The organism is Streptomyces sp. NPDC048297 (assembly GCF_043201585.1).
In the GTDB taxonomy this organism is placed as follows: Bacteria; Actinomycetota; Actinomycetes; order Streptomycetales; family Streptomycetaceae; genus Streptomyces.
Map to the genome: position 1 here is coordinate 1 of NZ_JBICZA010000069.1, position 15,158 is coordinate 15,158.

General features: G+C 68.9%; 18 protein-coding genes. 11 read left to right on the top strand and 7 right to left on the bottom strand.

Annotated elements, in window-relative coordinates; translation table 11 throughout:
- Positions 1-370: 370 nt before the first annotated feature.
- From ACGFYV_RS37090 to ACGFYV_RS37140, 11 genes are all read left to right on the top strand, one after another.
- A complete protein-coding gene (locus ACGFYV_RS37090) occupies positions 371-568 on the top strand; it encodes a hypothetical protein (RefSeq protein WP_393882959.1) in 198 nt (65 codons plus the stop codon).
- 177 nt (positions 569-745) lie between these two features.
- Positions 746-1,555: an HAD family hydrolase gene (locus tag ACGFYV_RS37095; RefSeq protein ID WP_393882960.1), complete on the top strand. Its 810-nt coding sequence runs from the start codon at positions 746-748 to the stop codon at positions 1,553-1,555.
- Positions 1,552-2,565, top strand: a complete 1,014-nt coding sequence (locus tag ACGFYV_RS37100; protein WP_393882961.1) for a zinc-binding dehydrogenase — start codon at positions 1,552-1,554, stop codon at positions 2,563-2,565. The genes ACGFYV_RS37095 and ACGFYV_RS37100 overlap by 4 nt, the downstream gene beginning before the upstream one ends.
- Positions 2,566-2,803: 238 nt before the next feature.
- On the top strand, positions 2,804-3,733 hold the full coding sequence (locus ACGFYV_RS37105; RefSeq protein WP_393882975.1) for a hypothetical protein: 930 nt from the start codon (positions 2,804-2,806) through the stop codon (positions 3,731-3,733).
- Positions 3,727-4,623 carry a radical SAM protein gene (locus ACGFYV_RS37110; protein ID WP_393882962.1) on the top strand — a complete coding sequence of 299 codons (897 nt, stop codon included), beginning with the start codon at positions 3,727-3,729 and terminating at the stop codon, positions 4,621-4,623. The genes ACGFYV_RS37105 and ACGFYV_RS37110 overlap by 7 nt, the downstream gene beginning before the upstream one ends.
- Positions 4,620-5,636 carry a hypothetical protein gene (locus ACGFYV_RS37115; RefSeq protein WP_393882963.1) on the top strand — a complete coding sequence of 339 codons (1,017 nt, stop codon included), beginning with the start codon at positions 4,620-4,622 and terminating at the stop codon, positions 5,634-5,636. Before ACGFYV_RS37110 ends, ACGFYV_RS37115 begins: the two co-directional genes overlap by 4 nt.
- A 14-nt stretch (positions 5,637-5,650) precedes the next feature.
- Positions 5,651-6,775, top strand: coding sequence for a tyrosine--tRNA ligase (gene tyrS, locus ACGFYV_RS37120; RefSeq protein ID WP_393882964.1), 1,125 nt, complete (start codon positions 5,651-5,653; stop codon positions 6,773-6,775).
- Positions 6,776-6,994: 219 nt separating this feature from the next.
- The gene (locus ACGFYV_RS37125; protein ID WP_393882965.1) at positions 6,995-7,744 is read left to right on the top strand and encodes a DUF317 domain-containing protein; all 750 of its coding nucleotides are present in this window, start codon (positions 6,995-6,997) and stop codon (positions 7,742-7,744) included.
- Between the two features lie 198 nt (positions 7,745-7,942).
- Positions 7,943-8,308, top strand: a complete 366-nt coding sequence (locus ACGFYV_RS37130) for a hypothetical protein (protein ID WP_393882966.1) — start codon at positions 7,943-7,945, stop codon at positions 8,306-8,308.
- 267 nt (positions 8,309-8,575) lie between these two features.
- Positions 8,576-8,938 (top strand): hypothetical protein, encoded by a 363-nt coding sequence (locus ACGFYV_RS37135; RefSeq protein WP_393882967.1) that lies wholly within the window; start codon positions 8,576-8,578, stop codon positions 8,936-8,938.
- Positions 8,916-9,113, top strand: a complete 198-nt coding sequence (locus ACGFYV_RS37140) for a hypothetical protein (protein WP_393882968.1) — start codon at positions 8,916-8,918, stop codon at positions 9,111-9,113. The genes ACGFYV_RS37135 and ACGFYV_RS37140 overlap by 23 nt, the downstream gene beginning before the upstream one ends.
- Before the next feature lie 198 nt (positions 9,114-9,311).
- On the opposite strand, the gene ACGFYV_RS37145 is transcribed toward ACGFYV_RS37140, so the two are convergent.
- The 7 genes from ACGFYV_RS37145 to ACGFYV_RS37175 form a co-directional block, all read right to left on the bottom strand.
- A complete protein-coding gene (locus ACGFYV_RS37145) occupies positions 9,312-9,608 on the bottom strand; it encodes a hypothetical protein (RefSeq protein WP_393882969.1) in 297 nt (98 codons plus the stop codon).
- A gap of 127 nt (positions 9,609-9,735) precedes the next feature.
- Positions 9,736-11,460, bottom strand: a complete 1,725-nt coding sequence (locus ACGFYV_RS37150) for a relaxase/mobilization nuclease domain-containing protein (protein ID WP_393882970.1) — start codon at positions 11,458-11,460, stop codon at positions 9,736-9,738.
- Positions 11,457-12,104: a MobC family plasmid mobilization relaxosome protein gene (locus ACGFYV_RS37155; protein ID WP_393882971.1), complete on the bottom strand. Its 648-nt coding sequence runs from the start codon at positions 12,102-12,104 to the stop codon at positions 11,457-11,459. The genes ACGFYV_RS37150 and ACGFYV_RS37155 overlap by 4 nt, the downstream gene beginning before the upstream one ends.
- A 40-nt stretch (positions 12,105-12,144) precedes the next feature.
- Positions 12,145-12,357, bottom strand: a complete 213-nt coding sequence (locus tag ACGFYV_RS37160; RefSeq protein WP_393882972.1) for a hypothetical protein — start codon at positions 12,355-12,357, stop codon at positions 12,145-12,147.
- 281 nt (positions 12,358-12,638) lie between these two features.
- The gene (locus ACGFYV_RS37165; RefSeq protein WP_393882973.1) at positions 12,639-13,940 is read right to left on the bottom strand and encodes a hypothetical protein; all 1,302 of its coding nucleotides are present in this window, start codon (positions 13,938-13,940) and stop codon (positions 12,639-12,641) included.
- 84 nt (positions 13,941-14,024) lie between these two features.
- Positions 14,025-14,720 carry an ATP-binding protein gene (locus ACGFYV_RS37170; RefSeq protein WP_393882976.1) on the bottom strand — a complete coding sequence of 232 codons (696 nt, stop codon included), beginning with the start codon at positions 14,718-14,720 and terminating at the stop codon, positions 14,025-14,027.
- Positions 14,717-14,920 carry a hypothetical protein gene (locus ACGFYV_RS37175; protein WP_393882974.1) on the bottom strand — a complete coding sequence of 68 codons (204 nt, stop codon included), beginning with the start codon at positions 14,918-14,920 and terminating at the stop codon, positions 14,717-14,719. The genes ACGFYV_RS37170 and ACGFYV_RS37175 overlap by 4 nt, the downstream gene beginning before the upstream one ends.
- Positions 14,921-15,158 lie beyond the last annotated feature (238 nt).

A 15,158-nucleotide genomic window follows, 5' to 3' on the forward strand; every position in this document is an offset into this window, starting at 1 on the left:
CCTGGACAAGGAGCTTGCAGCCGTCGACGGACTCACCCGACTCCGGTCATCCCGAAGCTGAGAATCCATCGATCCACAGGTATTGACGATTGCTCGTCCGGGCGCCAGCCCGGGCGACTCTTCCCCACTGCGCCTACCGCCTGCCCATTCCTGGTCATGATCCGGAGCCTAGGTCAGCCTCTCATGAGGGCGTGTGTAAGCGGATGTTGAAAAGTCAGACCTACCCGCCATGAACCGCTGATGAGCAGTTCCGGCAACAGCTCGTGATACTCCGGGCGCCTCCAGACCGCTGTCATGGTCACACCGAAGCGGTCGTCCCAGTACCCGCCTCGGTCTCCAGTAATCGTCCGAGATCGGAGGGGGTTCTGCGGTGGCCGTCGACGTTGCTGTCCTGCTGATCCTCGGCATCGTGATCGCCTTCTTATGCCGCGGAGGTGGGCTCAAAGCGGGTCACGCCGTGGTGTGCGTGGTTTTCGGTCTGTACCTCGCCGGGACCCACAACGTCGGCCCGTTCGTGAAGGACGTAACGGCATCGGTCTCCGGCCTGCTGTCGGGGCTGAGGTTTTGAGCGCGCCGGCGGCGTCGCAGGGACTTGGCGGCCTAGCACGGCCTCCTGGACCTGGTGGCCGTCTAGCGCTTCTTCGCCTTCTGCGGGTCGCCCAAGAAGGCGTCCTCGGGTCGTAATCCAGCCGACCTGAGAGTCCGGTTCTGCACGAGATCACCGATCTACTGATGGAGCCCCACCATGCGCTATCCGCCGACGTCCACCCCGTTGTCGACGACGCTGCCTGCGGCCCCCACTCACCCAGTGGGCGACGTGCTGCTGGGCACTTCACTCCAGCGGAATTCCGCTGGTTCGACTCCGCGCCCGATCGCGGTGATACTCGATCTCTTCGGCACGCTCGTCGCAGCCCCGAGCACGGGAGAACGGAAGGCCGCCGCTGCCCAGTTCGCCGAGATCCTGGGCGTATCTCCGTCGGCCGCAGAGTCGGTGCTGTCCGACACCTGGCGGGCGAGGCACGACGGGCAGCTGACGTCCACTACCGAGGTCGCTGCTCACCTCGCCACCCGCTGCAACGCCACTGCGGCCCGCGTGGGTGAGGTGGAGATGCTCCTGGTCCGGCTCGCCCACGTCCGGCTCCAGGCCGATGCAACTCTCCTGCAGGCCCTGGAGCAGCTTCAGCATGGTGGCGCAAGGCTGGCTGTCCTCAGCGATGCCTCCCCGGACATCGCTGAGTCATGGAACCGCAGCGATCTCGCGTCGTACTGCGACGCCGCCCTGTTCAGCTGCCGAGCGGGTGCGGTGAAGCCCGACCGTCTGCTCTTCCGTGCCGTTCTCCGAGAACTCGGTGTTGCCTCGCATCAGGCCCTCTACTGCGGCGACGGCGGCGGTGACGAGCTGGCCGGCGCGGAGCGGGCCGGGATGCACGCGGTGCGCGTGGAGCGTCGCGGCGGGCCGAACAGCCTCGTGTTCGGCGAGACCGCCTGGTCCGGCAGATCGATACCCAGTGTCGAAGCCCTGCCCTCCCTGTTGGACAGCTGGGGAATGCGATGAACAGCCCGCGCGCATGGGCAGTCGAGAACGGCGTGCTCTGCCAGCTCCCCGCTCCAGTCGGCACGCCTGCGGACGTGTCCCCCGCACGCGACACGACGATCATCAAGACGCGCTACACGGGATTATGCGGAAGCGATGTCGCGAAGCTCAGTCACCCATGGCAGGAGCGTTTGCCCGCACCGTGGTATCCGGGGCACGAGATCGTCGGCGTCGACACGGAGACGGATGGCTGGGTCGCGATCGACCCGCTGGTCTCCTGCCGCTCGTGCCACTACTGCGACCGCGGCCATGTCCACCTCTGCCCACGACTCCGGCGCATCGGCTGGGATTTCCCCGGAGGTCTCGCCGACTGCGTGAGAGTGCCCCGCGAGAGCGTCATCCCGCTTCTCCAGCTGCACGATCCCGCGCACGGAGTCCTCGCCGATCCGATGGCGGTGGCCCTGCACGGAGTCCGCTGCGGGCTTCGGCTGCCTATGGGCCGGCTCGGCATCATCGGGGGTGGCGTTCTTGCGGTGTGCACGGCCATCTGCGCGGCAGAGGCGGGGTGGGACGTGCACATGCTGGTCAGGGAGCCCTCGCGGTCGCATCAGCTGCGCTACGTCCTCGACCGGCACATCACTCTCCACTCTGTCGAGCTGCCGGAGTGCGATGCCGTCGTGGACGCCGCGTCTGGTCACAGCGACGCCCCCATACGCCAGGCGCTGAAGGCTGTTCGTGACGGAGGCACGGTTCTCGTCCAGAACGCGTACGCGCCCCGCGTCGTTCTTTCGGTCCCCCTGCGGGACGTCTTCCGTCGCTCGATCACCCTGCGCGGCTCCTTCTCCTATTGCCGCGCGGACGGCCACGACGACTTCAGGGACGCCATCGACGTCATCGCCAAGGGCGGCGACTGGGCCGCTCTGATGACCCGAGATCGCTTCCCCCTCAGCGAACTGCCACAGGGACTAGCGGCCCTGAACAACGAAGCACGCCACCGTCCCTTCAAGGTCCTGCTCATATCCGAAACGTGACGGAAGGAGCCCAAGCCGTGGTGATCACAACGCCATTGCTGGCCCAAAAGATCAACTCGCCGGCCGACATCTCACCCCTGGACGTGCAGGAAGGAATCGCGCGCATCCTCGCCTTACCGGAAAGCGGCACTCGCGACGTGATGCTGGGGAGCGTCCTGACGGGACTGCTCCTACGGGGACCGAGACTGGAGGAGGTCGAGGCCGCGGTCCGAGCCGCGACGTCCCTGGACCGCGACAGCTGGGACTTCCACCAGCCGCCGGATGGCATGCGGTTCGTCGGCTACACGGGCAGCGGGAAGAAGACCTTCAAGACGATCAACCTCAGTACTGCCGCCGCGCTGGTGGCGGCGACCGGGGAGCGCACGTCGCGAAGCTCGGATCGCGTAGTGCCTCGTCGAAGACCGGGTCCCGCGACTTCATCGATCTCGTGGGTGCGACGAGCGACACCGTGCCGCACCAGGCGATGGTGGACATCACGGCGGAGGTCGGCTTCGGGTTCTTCTCCATCGAAAACCGCGTGCCCGAGTTCGACCGCCGCTACGGAGGCAGGTTCCAGGCCGTCCATGCCCTCAGCCTGGCGTTCCCTGCCCTCCTCAGCCCCGTCACCTGCTCTGCCTACGTGTACGGCCTCTCACACCCCGCCGTCAGCGCTTCCGCCCGGCTACTGTCCCGGCTCGGTCTGCTGGACGTGGCGGTGATCAACTCCAGCGTCGGCCAGACCGTCCAGGTCGACGAGCTGCTCCCCGGAAGCACCGTGCGCGCCTGTCGCATCAACGCCGGCGACGAGGACCTGGCGTTCAATGACGCGGTGCGTAAGGGCACAGCCTCGATGCCGCAGGACCTGAAGTCCGTCACCCAGCACGAGGACCCGCAGGAGAACGTCGCCGCGGCGATCCGCGTACTGGCCGGCCGCGACACCAGTCAGGCGCGGAACGCGGTCGCCCTCAACGCAGCCCTCCTCATGCTGATGTCCGAGGCCACCCCCACCATCCAGTCCGGCATCGACAAGGCCCTCACCATCATCGACGCGGGCGCGGGCCTGGACACCCTCCAGCAGTTCGTACGGCTCACGGGTGGCGCCCCGCACCAGCTCAACTCGCTCCTGCGGCCCGTTTCCGCGTCAGCCCCACTGGTCAGTCCCGGCATCAAGGAGACAGCAGCGTGCTGACGCATGACGAACTCGCGATCGTCCACCTGGTCCTCAACACCGACTGCAACGCCTGGGACCTGAAGCCCACCAGCACCTCACCGGGCGTGTGCCGCTTCTGCTACCGCGAACGCAATCGGGTCAACACCGACGCCGACACCGTCCGCCGGGTCATCGACCGGGTCCGGTCGGAGTCCGAGGCCCACCGGTGCGTCTTCACCGGCGGTGATCCGGTCATGCCGTATGACAACCACCTGGAGATCGCCCTCCGGCACGCCACCGAAGTCGGCTTCGAGACGAACCTTCACACCAACGGCCTGCTCCTGGGTGATCGTTACACCGGCCTCCGCGACCACGTGACCATCTACTCCCTGGCCGTCGACGGCCCGAGCGCCGAGACGGCCAACTGGTTCCGCGGGCACGGGTACTTCGAACGGTTCCTCTCCAACGTCGAGCTCCTCACCGCCGACCAGCGACGGCTCGCGTTCAACACGTTCACCACAGCCAGCTCCGTGAGGGAACTGCCTCGCCTCGCCAAGCTCATCGCCGGCGTGACCCAGCAGACCGACGTCGAATACTGGCTGATCTCCCAGTACCGACCCATCGGCCGTGCGAACACCCGCAAGGCGGAGATCTACGCCTTCGAGCGGGACGACTTCGTACGGGCCGTGGACGAGGTGCGCCACATGGTCGACGGGGTGGAGATCTTCGCCCAGCCCACGCGTGCCCCGCAGGACCAGTACCCGTTCCGGGTCTGGGTCCTCGCCGACGGAACGGTCACCGCAGATCTCGGTAGCGTCGCGGCGCCCCGCAACGAGGTGCTCGGAGACCTCCTGGTCGACGGCTTCGAACCGCTGGTCCGTCGGGCCTTCGCCCTCCGTGAGCAGACACATCTGGAAGGAATCGCATGAAGTTCGACACCGCGTACTACGAGAACGTCATCGACCAGCACCGCTACGAGCGCCTGGGGCTCGGCGCCATCGACTTCGCTCTCTCCGGGATGAGCCCCGACGACCTGCGGACGAAGTGGGTGTGCCACACGGCCGCGCGCGGGTTCGCGGAGGCCGTCGCGGACGGGCAGCCCGCGATCGTCACCACCGGGGTCGGGCTCGGCGGGCCGCCTCACGCCGGCACCCTCTTCCAGCTGCTAAGGGCGATCAAGCTGCAGCAGTGCGGCCTCGACGTCCAGATCGTGCTGGGCGACCTCGACTCCTACAACGCCCGCCGTACGCCACTGGACTCGGTCCGGAAGCTCGCCGACCAGTACGAGGAGTTCGTCTTGGGCCTCGGGTTCGACGCCAAGCGAGGCGTGCTGCGTAGGCAGGAGGGCGAGACCGACGTCATGGCCACCGCGTTCCTGCTGTCGCGCCACCTGGACGACGACGACTTCCACTGGGCGGAGGAGGACCTCGCCGGCCTCTACCGCAACCACGGGGTCTTCGACCACCTCAACTACGGCATGAAGCAGGCCACCCTGCTCATGGCCGCGGACTTCGTCCACCTCCTTCGCGAGGGGCGTCACGTCCTGGTCTCTCTCGGGGTCGACGAGCACAAGTACGTCGCCCTCGCCCGGCGCGGAGCCGAACGCTGGGGCCTGCCCGCGGAACAGCTGGCCGGCATCTACACCAAGATGATCCCCGGCCTCGGCGGCCTCCCCAAGATGAGCAAGAGCATCCCCGGCTCCGGGATCGACGCCTCCATGTGCGCCGAGGACATCCGAGCCCTGCTCACGGCGGACACCGACACCGCGCCCACCGACGACGGCTCGGCGCTGCTCCAGATGTACGCGTGCCTGCCCGAGGTCGACGGCCGGGAGTACGACCGGGTCTCGGCCGCGCGCCGTGCCGGAGGGCCCGAGTGGCGCACCGTACGCGAGCAGCTGGTCGAGCGGATGCTCTCGCTGTTCTCCCACTGGCCGAAGTAAGCAAGGAGTCTCTCGTGCACACGAACACCGCGACCTCCCGCCAGCCTCTCGGCGGCAGCGAGACCTACTTCATCAGGAGCGGCTACAGCAGCCGGGACTGGGTGGAGTATTTTCTCGACGAGACGGACGACACTGTTACCTGGCAGCCCGACGTCTACCCCTACACCGCTGCCCGGGCCAAAGAACTCGGCCGCGACGTCATGATCGACATCGGCTTCGAGCGTGCCGATCTGCGCTTCAACGGCGAGTGGCTGAACAAGGTCACCCTGCCGGAGCTCGTCGGGGTCCTCGCCCGGGTGCCGGTCTCCATGTCGCTTCAGCGCGAGGACTTCCGCACCCGGCTAGCCGATGGCCATGGATTGTCTGTCGCCGAGTTCGTCTACTCCGTCGTCATGGCATGGGACTCCGTGGCCATCGACGCCGACGTCGAACTCGGCGGTGTGGACCAGCTGCTGAACCTCCAGATGTGCCGCAAGGTCATGGAGATCTCGGAGCAGGACCCCGAGGTCGTCATCACCACCCCGCTCATCGAGGGCACCGACGGCACGGGCACCAAGATGAGCAAGAGCAAGGGCAACTACGTGGGCCTGACGGCGTCGGCCGATGACGTCTACGGCCGGCTGATGTCCATCCCCGACCACCTCACCGAGCCGTACCTCCAGCTGCTCACCGAATGGACCGACGACGAGATCCGCGTGATCACCAAGCGCCTGGAGGAGGGAACTGCCCACCCGATGGCGATCAAGCGCATCCTCGCCGGCGAGGTGGTGGCCGCCCTTCACGGCCTGGACGCGGCTGCCGCCGCCCGCGCGGAGTTCACGGCTCGCTTCTCCAAGCGGTCCTTCGGCGACACCCAGAACCTCCCCGTCGTCACCCTGAAGGACCACGCCGACGACACGATCGGAGCCCTGGTCAGCCGCACGCTGGACTTCGCGCCCAGCATCTCCGCCGTGCGCCGCGTGGCCCAGCAGAAGGGCCTCCGCCTGATCAGGGAGACAGACGGAGACCAGCAGGCCACTCCGCTCACGGAGGCTTCCGTCCAGCAGACGCTCGGCGAGGTCGTGAGCGAGGCAGGTGCCCTTGAAGGCGCCGAGCTGTACCTCAAGGTGGGCCGTAAGGTCGCCCGCATCGACGTTTGAGGTCACGCGCGGCGCCGACTCACCTGTGTGAGTCGGCGCCGTTCTGTTTGCCGTCTCGGGCGATCGAGGGATCAGTACGTGGCGTAGAGGGAAGCGAGCGAGGGCGCCAACACAGCAGTTCGCCGGGGGCAGACAGGAAAGACCCCTTGAAGGACTGGTGCGTTGGCGGCAAGCCATGCCAACGTACAACGCTCCGCCAGAACACCTACCCCCGATCCCATGGAGGCGCCTCTGTATCCGCACCATCCCAGCGACCCCTTCAGATCCGACTCGCAGGAGCCGTCGTACTGGGTCGCTCCGCGGCACCTGGCTGGTGACGACGGCGTACTCGCCGAGCAGATCGGCGACGCCCTTGCTGGCCTCGGCTGGCGCATGTGGCCCACCACCCACAACACCTTGTTGTACGTCAGCCCGGACGAGCTGCGCGGGGCCGAGTGGGTCCTCGCGGCCTACCCGTTCGAGCTGGGCGGGCTGCCCGTGGCCTGGCAGCTGAGTGCCCGCCCGCATGCCGACTCCGCGATGGCGGAGTGGAACGCATACTTCACCGCCGGTGTCCCGTATGAGGCACTCGTCGACCTCCTCGTGGCCATCGACGCCCGCGAGGCACCCGACCTCGGCTACGAGGGACCCGAGACGGTCCTGAACGCGCTCGGCGCCCAGGGCTGGGTCCGTGACGCGGACTGCCCCCACACCACCGCCATGGACCCCGGGTTCTCCGCCACCGTCTCTCTGGGACTGCAGCCGCCGCTTGTCCAGGACGCGGATCCGCGCCCGGATTTGATGGGGTGGCAGGCGTGGGCGGAACCCGTTCTCGGGGTTCCGTATCTGTGGTGCGCAAGTTTCAGCGCCAGCGTCCCCCATGACCTGGTCGCCGCCTTCGCTTCCTCGCTGGCCTCGCCAACCTTGGTGTCCCGCCGGATCCTGCCCAAGGATGCCGAGGGCAGGCTCATGGTCGTGCGCCGCAGCTGACGGCCCGCGCCCCGGTAGTGGCTGCTGTGCTGCTCCCTTCGCCGATCGCGGCTTCTCCCTGAGCGGACCGTTCCCCGAACTTGCCAGATTGCAGAGAAGGAGACCCACATGTTCCGGATTTTCCGACGGCGTGCTCGCGCCGACCGTGAGTTCCGTGAGACTCAGCGTGCGTGCCAAGCGCTGCAGATGCACAAGGAAATGCCCTGGACCGATGCGCCCGGCTCGGTCGCCGCTACCGCCCATGACACCACGGAGGCTGCGGCGGAACCCGACTTCCTGCCGTCGGAATTCAGGGCACCGTCCCGCCAGGACGTCGCCGGGTTCATGATGCCCTGGGACCAGCCGCTCGTCATCGACGGCGAGGTACGCGAGTGCCCCAAATGCGGTGCGTACCGGAACTGGGTTGTCCTCTGCCTGCGCGACGACTCGGTGTGGCTGCGGTGCCGTGCCGCCCATACGGAGAGAGAGCTGGGCCTGGACGCGGCCTGGTACAACCGCCACTCCGGTCCTGCCAACCACTGGCACCCCACCCTTGAGGACGGGCTCCGCCATCTCGGCCACTGACTCCCACGAAACCCCCTTTCCCCTTCCCCTACACATCGCCGGCCCGGAGAGCCGGGTTAGTCAGACCGTTCACTCCGCACCGACATGGGGTTTCACATGCCTTTTTCCACCACGACCGCGCTCTGCCTGGGCACTGTGTCCGTATTGGTCCTTGCGGCCTGCTCCCACGGCGGCACCCACGCCACGGACCCGACGTCTTCCACCTCCGTATCCGGACGCCAGGAGGGCAGGAATGCCCCGGTTGCAAGGCCGTTGTCCTCAGCCACGTTGAGCAAGCGGCTTCTGGACGAGAGCGACCTGGGCGAGGGCTATGCCCGCAAGGCGGAGCAACCCAGCTGGCACGATGACGTCACCGTGACCGGCTGTCTCGCGCTGGAGAAGCTCGGCGGCGAGGCCGCGGTCGGCGGCAGCCTCGACTTCCCGCGTAGGGCGAAGGCGTCCTTCACGTACGCGGGCAGCACCGGCTCCGGGGTGTCCGAGGATTTGTACAGCGGCACGGCGACGGAGCTCTCAAGCGGTTTGGGCAGAATCTTCGAGGCGATGACCTCCTGCCCCAGCTACCAGGTGCTCGTCGGCAAATACCCTCGTCGCGGTCACGACTCGGAAGGTGCCTGCGCCCCGGCTGGGTGACGAGCGGTGGAGCCTGCTGCTCACCTTCACCACTGGCGGGCGCGGCAGCGTCATGAAGCAGACGGCCGTCCGCACCGGGACGGTGGTCGTCGTGGTCTCCGGTAGCCCCAGCCTGGTCGACGCCCACATGCGCAAGGCGTGCTCCAAGGCTACGGCGGTCAGGCTTACGGGGTGATGAGGCGGGATCGGCAGGCATGGACGGCGCCACAGAGTCCAACGCCAAGGCCGGTTCCGATGGCGCCAGATTCGTTCCCTGGTCACAGACGTGCCTGCCGGTCCCCACGGGTGTGAGCCCCGTGACTTGGGCGGGCTTCACTGTCCTCGCTCCTGGAGGCCGGAGCCGACAAGGCCGGCCTCCAGGAGCGTCGCCGTATCAGGCCAGGGCGGTCAGGTCCTGGACGAGGGTGCGGTCTTCAGGTATGAGGTCGTTGAGGATGCCCCGTGTGTAGGGGGTGTCGGGCCGGGCAGCGAGCTCTTGGACCGTGGCCCAGTTCTCGGCGACCACGCGGAGAGACTGCTGGGCTTGCCGGATGGCGTTCCGCCGGTGGACGAGGAACTGTTCGGCGCGCTGGTGGGCCTGTTCCCAGGTGATGTCGCCCCGTTCGACGAGCTGGGTCAGCGGCGGGGCGGGGTTGCCGTCGGAGAGGCGGAGAGCGTCCGTGTGCTGCACGGACTGCCGGAGCTGTGCTTCGTGCTGCAGGGCTGCCGTTGTTGATCGGTTGTTGTCATCGGGACTTTTGGTGGCTCTCGGCAGCGGACGCGGGATGTGCCCAGCCGCTGTGTGAGAGGGCTCGTGCTCACCGCGTCCGGTGAGTGGGGGACGGCGGCGGCGTGGAGGTGGGGGGTGTCGCGGCCATCGCCCGGGCTGTGGACAGGACGTGGGGGCTGCGGGCTTGCGCGGCTCGTGCACCTGGGCCGGGTGCGTGCCGGTCGCCGAGGCGTTGGATGCGCCAGACGAGAACTTCCGATGCCGATTTGGCGTCGTTCAAGGAGCGTTGCCGGGCCGCCTGTTGGAGGACGGTTGCGGGGTTGTGGCCGGCGGCTTCGGCGGCGGCGAGGGCGGCGGTGAGCGCGGGCCAGGCGTCCTCGGTGAGGATCTGTGCGGCGTGGGAGGGCAGGACCTCGTGCAGGGTGCGGGCATACCGGTGGACGGTGTTGTCGGACGGGCGGTGGCTGACGAGGACGGCGAGGCTGGTGGGGGCGATCTGGTCGTAGGCGGCCTGGAGATGGAGGAGGGTTTGCCGGGCGGCGGCCACCTGCCGGTTGTGGTGGCGCAGCGCGCTGCGGCGCTGGGCTGCGAGGACGACGAGTATGGCGGCGTCCAGGAGCATGGCCAGGCCGGTGTGGTCTGCGGGCTGGTAGCGCATGGTTTTCAGGGCGCCGCGCAGGGCGCGGGCGTGCTGGTGGTCGGCGCGGGCACGGGTGTGGGCGGCGTGCTCGAAGGCGACGGCGGCGCGCTGGAGTTCGGCCTTGAGGTGGACGGGGGCGTGGGCGGGCAGGGCGTAGAGGACCTCGCTGAAGACGGTCAGGTGGGCCTGGGCGGCGCCGTCGTCGGCGTGATCGAGGTGGTGGGGGATGTGTTCCGCGGCGGCGGTGGCCTGGTGCCACGGGCTGCGCCGGTAGTGGCCGGCTGGTGAGGCTATGGTGGCGGTATGCGCTTCGGTGGCGGCCAGGCGCTGCTGGATCTGCGGGAGGGACAGGTCGGTGGCGAGGCTGGAGCCGGAGTACCAGACTGGCTCGCCGGCGGTGTTGGCGTGGTCGGGCAGGGCGACCTTGTAGCCGCCGAGGTCGCCGGAGGGCAGCGTGCGGGTTTCGACCTGAAGGCCGGCGTCGGCGAGCAGGTTGAAGAACTCCTCCAGGTCCTTCGCGTGGGAGAGCGCGGTGCGCACGGTATGCCGCAGCTGCTCACGCGCCGTCGTGGGGTGACCCAGCCGCTTGGCCTTCTCCTGCTCGGCGCGGGTGGGGCGCTTCGCCGCCGCAGTGCCGGCGGCAGCTTCGGGGCCACGCGCAACTCTGGTCAGGCCGAAGTCCTTCTCGACCATGGCGAGTTCGGCCATGGCGCGGCGATAGTCGTTCCAGTTCCTTGCCGGGCGCAGATCGCCGCGGACTTTGGTGGCGACGATGTGGATGTGGTCGTCCGCGTGGCGCACGGCCACCCACCGGCAGCCGTCCGGATCACCCTGCGGTGCGATGCCGGTCGCATGGACCATGCGCTTGGCGATCGTCGCCCACTCGTCATCGGTCAGGATGCGGTCCTCGGGCGCGGCGCGCACCGAGCAGTGCCACACATGCCCCTCGGGCGCCTTGTCGCCGGCCTGCTCGACCCGCAGATCCAGAGCCTTGGTGAGCTGGGCGAGCCGCTGCTTGTGCCCGGGGTTGTCGCACGGGCCGGGGTCGGCAATGAAGTCATCCCAGGACGCGACGATGTGCTGGTCGGTGTGTTCGTTGGCGTGGCCCTTGTCGAAGAGGTACGCCAGAACGCCACGGGTGTGGTTGCCCGGCTTGACGATGTTCGCGATCAACTCAGGCCGCTCGTCTTCTGCCTGGCTGCCCGGAAGGCCGCGTCGTCGATCGCCCGGACCGCGTCGTGGGCGGTGGCGAGCAGGCGCTCCGCCCGCTGAAGGATCGCCGCGTCCACAGGGTGTGGATCGCCGCCCGAGTTGAGGCGGCGGGCGATCTGGTTGACGTTGTTACCGATCCGGGCGATCTGCGCCCGCTGGGCGGCGAGCTCGTCGACCGCATCGTCGTAGACCGTGCGGAGGGCGGCGACGGTGATCTCACCGCGGACGCGGGCCATGGTGGCGTCGGCGATGTATCGCGCCATGGTCACGTGCTCGGCTTTCGCCGCCGACTGGATGTCGTGCTTTTCATGCGGCGCGAAGCGGGCGGTGACGTGCTCGGAACGCTGCGCGTCGAGGTTCGCACGGCGATACGGCGTACGAGGCTTGGCCCCCAAGACGAGAGCGGTCGGCTGACTGCCGGCGCCCACTCCCTCCTGCTCCGGCACGCCCTCGTGCCGGAGCTGCTCCTCCGCCACCCCCGGGGCGGAGGAGTTCGCGATGGACCGGCCTATGGACGGTCCATCGCCATTGCTTGCTGCGCGTGTGACGGGAGTGGTGACCATCTGCTCTTGGGAGATGGGGAGTTCGGGGTAGTGGTCGCGCACGACGCGATGTCCTTGTGTCGGGGTTGCGGGGGTGGTGGGTTCAGGCGGCGCGCGGTTGCGTGTTGAGCTCGGCGAACTGTTCGGCTGCGAGGTCGAGCAGATCCACCAGGCGCCGCTCCGGGAGGCGAGCCGCGGAGGCCAGGACGCCATCGATGCGCGGGTCGAGGGTGCTGACGGCATCCAGTCCGGCGGCGCGGGCGACAACCAGGCGCAGCTCGGCCTCGAGCCAAGCCCACTGCTCGATGGTGGGCACCGGGGTGTCGAAATCGATCTGGCCCAGGGGCCGATCCTGAGTCGGCTCAGGTAGTGGCCGCCGCCAGCGAGGATGTCGGGAAGGGAGATCTCGTCCTGGACCATCCATCGTCCGTGTTCCAGCAGAGTAAGGATGGCGCAGCGCAGCTGGGTCATCTCGTCGCGCCCAGGTGCGGTGCAGATGGGGCAGGACCAGTTGTGGCAGTCCCAGGCGGGCGTGGTCGAGCGGGGCATGGCGGAAGGGCCTTTCAGCGATGTGTGGTTAGAGGTGCGGGGGCGAGTTCAGTGGGGGTGGCCGGTACGGGCGGAGTCCTGGTGCTCGGCCTTGACCGCGTTGACGATGCTCTGGGCAAGGTCGGTGCCGACCTGGTGGCCGTCGGCACGGACAGCTGCCTTGAGGGAGTCACGCGAGAGGCGACCCGTCTCGCGGTAGGTGCGCTCCGCGTACGCGATGAGGGCACCCCGCGGCAGGTCGGGCTTGCGACCCGGGCGCTTCGGCTCCGGCTTCCCGCCGGGCTCGGCACCCGTGTCTCTGCCCGTACTCACCTCCGCGCCTGCATCAACAGTGGATTGAGGGCGGACGATGGATTCCGGACGGTCCGACCGGTGTACGCCTTCCTCGCCCGGATTCGGTACGGCCTCCGGGCCCTCGGGCCTTGCCCGCTTCGCCGCGACAGCGCGGGGCTGGCTGACTCGGTCTGCGGGCGTCTCCCACCGTTCGGGCAGCGGGAGCGAGGCCAACCGTGTGGCCTGCTGCCGGGTCCCGAGCTTCCGCAGCAGCAGCTCGTCCTGGCGAAGATCACCGTCGACGTCGGCCCTCTCCAGCGCTTCGTGCAGGCGCCGAGTCGCACGCCGGCCACGGCGCTTGTTGCGCTTCGCTTCGGGCATCGCTTCGATGCGGAGGATCAACGTGACGGCCCGGCTCAGGGCGCGTTCGCGGATGAGCCGTGCGGCATCGGCGTCCTGGTCGTGGATGCCCAGACGCGCCAGCAGTCGCTCGCGTGCCTGCCGGCCGAGGATTGCGAGCAGGCTGCGTGAGGCGGCCTCGGGGGTGTGGTGGCGTAGCTCGATTCCCATGGCCAGGTGCCAGAGGACTGCGGCCATGACCGGGCCGATCAGGGCGCGGACCGTGCCACCGACGGGACCCGACTCGGCGTAGGCGGGGATGATCTGGCCTCCGGTGATCACCCACACCAGGACGCCAGGCGGTCCCGGCGCCTGCCTGGGGCCCTTCAGGTTCTGGCGTGCCATCAAAGCCATTGCGAACGAGGCCAGTTCGGCGACGGCGAACATGAAGGCGCGCTCGACGGTGCTGCCCATGCCGAGGTAGTCGGCGGCGAAGCGCCAGCTGGTGTCCGCGCTGTACGCGGTGCAGCCGATCGCGGCGACAGCGGCGACCCGGACGGCGGCGCTGCTACGCCGCTCCCCGTCGCCGCGCTTGCGGGCGTGCTGCCACAGCCATCGAGTGACCAAGGCGAGGGTGATGAGCAGGACCGCGATGGCCGCAGGCACAGGGATCCAGTGTGGCAGGACGGGCATGCCGATGCTTTCGGCGCTGATGAGCGTGGTGGTGCCAGGTGTCATGCAGAGGCTCTCCATGGGGCCCGCGCGTTAGAGGGCAGGCGGAAGCGAGGGCGGGCGAGGCGGTGGGGAGGGAGCGTGTACCCGTCAGGCGGCGGGTGCGGTGCGGCGTCGGTCGGGCCCGGTGAGGACGACCCGCTCGGTCATCTCGGCGAGACGGGAGGCGACGCGGTCGCCGAGCGCGATGCGCAGCTCGGCGGTCGGGAGGTTGGTGGTGATGAGGGTGGGGAGCATGTGCTCGTACCGGTGGTTGATCAGCCGGTAGGTCAGCTCCTCGGTCCACTCGCTGGTCTTGGCCGCGCCGAGGTCGTCCAGGAGCAGCAGCGGGCTGCGGGACAGCGTCTGGAGCTCGCGTTCGCCGTCGTGGCCGGCGCGGGGGCGGAGCCGCGCGTGGAGGTCGGCGGACGTGGCGGCCTCCCAGCGCAGGCGGACGCCTCGGGTGAGGAGGGCGCGTACGGCGCCGTATGCCTGGTAGGTCTTGCCGGTGCCGGTTGGGCCGGCGATCAGCAGCGAGGGGCCCTCGGCGATGCCGGGTCCGGTCGGGCCGGGTCGTCCGGCGCGGGCGGTCTGGTCGGCCCAGGTGGTGATCTGGGGGTGGTCGGCCAGGGCGCGGCGGTAGCGGGCGGGGATGCGGGCGTCGGCGAGTTCCAGGGCGGTGACGGTCTCGGGCGCCGGCTCCTGGGTGGCAGCGGCGGGGTCGATGCCGCGGTTGGCGAGGATCGTGTTGAGCCGGTCGGCGAGCGGGCCGACGCGCTGGGGAGCGCGGGTGAGGGTGGCGGTCAGAGTTCATCTCCGTAGGCGGCGACGACGTCGGTGGGGTTCGTCCAAGCCCGGTGGGCGGCGGGCGTGGCGGGGGAGGTGGCGTTCATGACCTCGTGGACGAGGCTGGGCAGGACGCTCGGGGACAGCCCCTTGGCCCGGTGGCGTTCGAGGGCGGCCCGGAGGTGGGCGGGGGCGATGCCCTCGTCGAGCAGCTTGCGCACCTGTCCGCCGAGATGGTTCAGGAAGGCGTCCGGCGGGCGGTGTTTGCACGCCGCGATGTACTCGCCGAGGAGCTGCTTGGCCGAGACGGTGTCGGGCGCGTGGGCGCTTGCGCCCCCGAAGGGGTATCTCCTAGATCCATGGTCCTAGGGCGCGTATCGGGTCGTGATCAATCTGCGGGCTTCCCGCTCGCGGTGATCTTCGATCCTGTAGACCGTCTTGTGTGACACGAGTGCAACT

What these genes read in the sequence shown, in the direction of transcription:
- ACGFYV_RS37095 (WP_393882960.1), top strand. Translation starts at nt 746, where the DNA reads ATGCGCTATCCGCCGACGTCCACCCCGTTGTCGACGACGCTGCCTGCG.
- ACGFYV_RS37100 (WP_393882961.1), top strand. Translation starts at nt 1,552, where the DNA reads ATGAACAGCCCGCGCGCATGGGCAGTCGAGAACGGCGTGCTCTGCCAG.
- ACGFYV_RS37115 (WP_393882963.1), top strand. Translation starts at nt 4,620, where the DNA reads ATGAAGTTCGACACCGCGTACTACGAGAACGTCATCGACCAGCACCGC.
- ACGFYV_RS37125 (WP_393882965.1), top strand. Translation starts at nt 6,995, where the DNA reads ATGGAGGCGCCTCTGTATCCGCACCATCCCAGCGACCCCTTCAGATCC.
- ACGFYV_RS37130 (WP_393882966.1), top strand. Translation starts at nt 7,943, where the DNA reads ATGCCCTGGACCGATGCGCCCGGCTCGGTCGCCGCTACCGCCCATGAC.
- ACGFYV_RS37165 (WP_393882973.1), bottom strand. Translation starts at nt 13,940, where the DNA reads ATGACACCTGGCACCACCACGCTCATCAGCGCCGAAAGCATCGGCATG.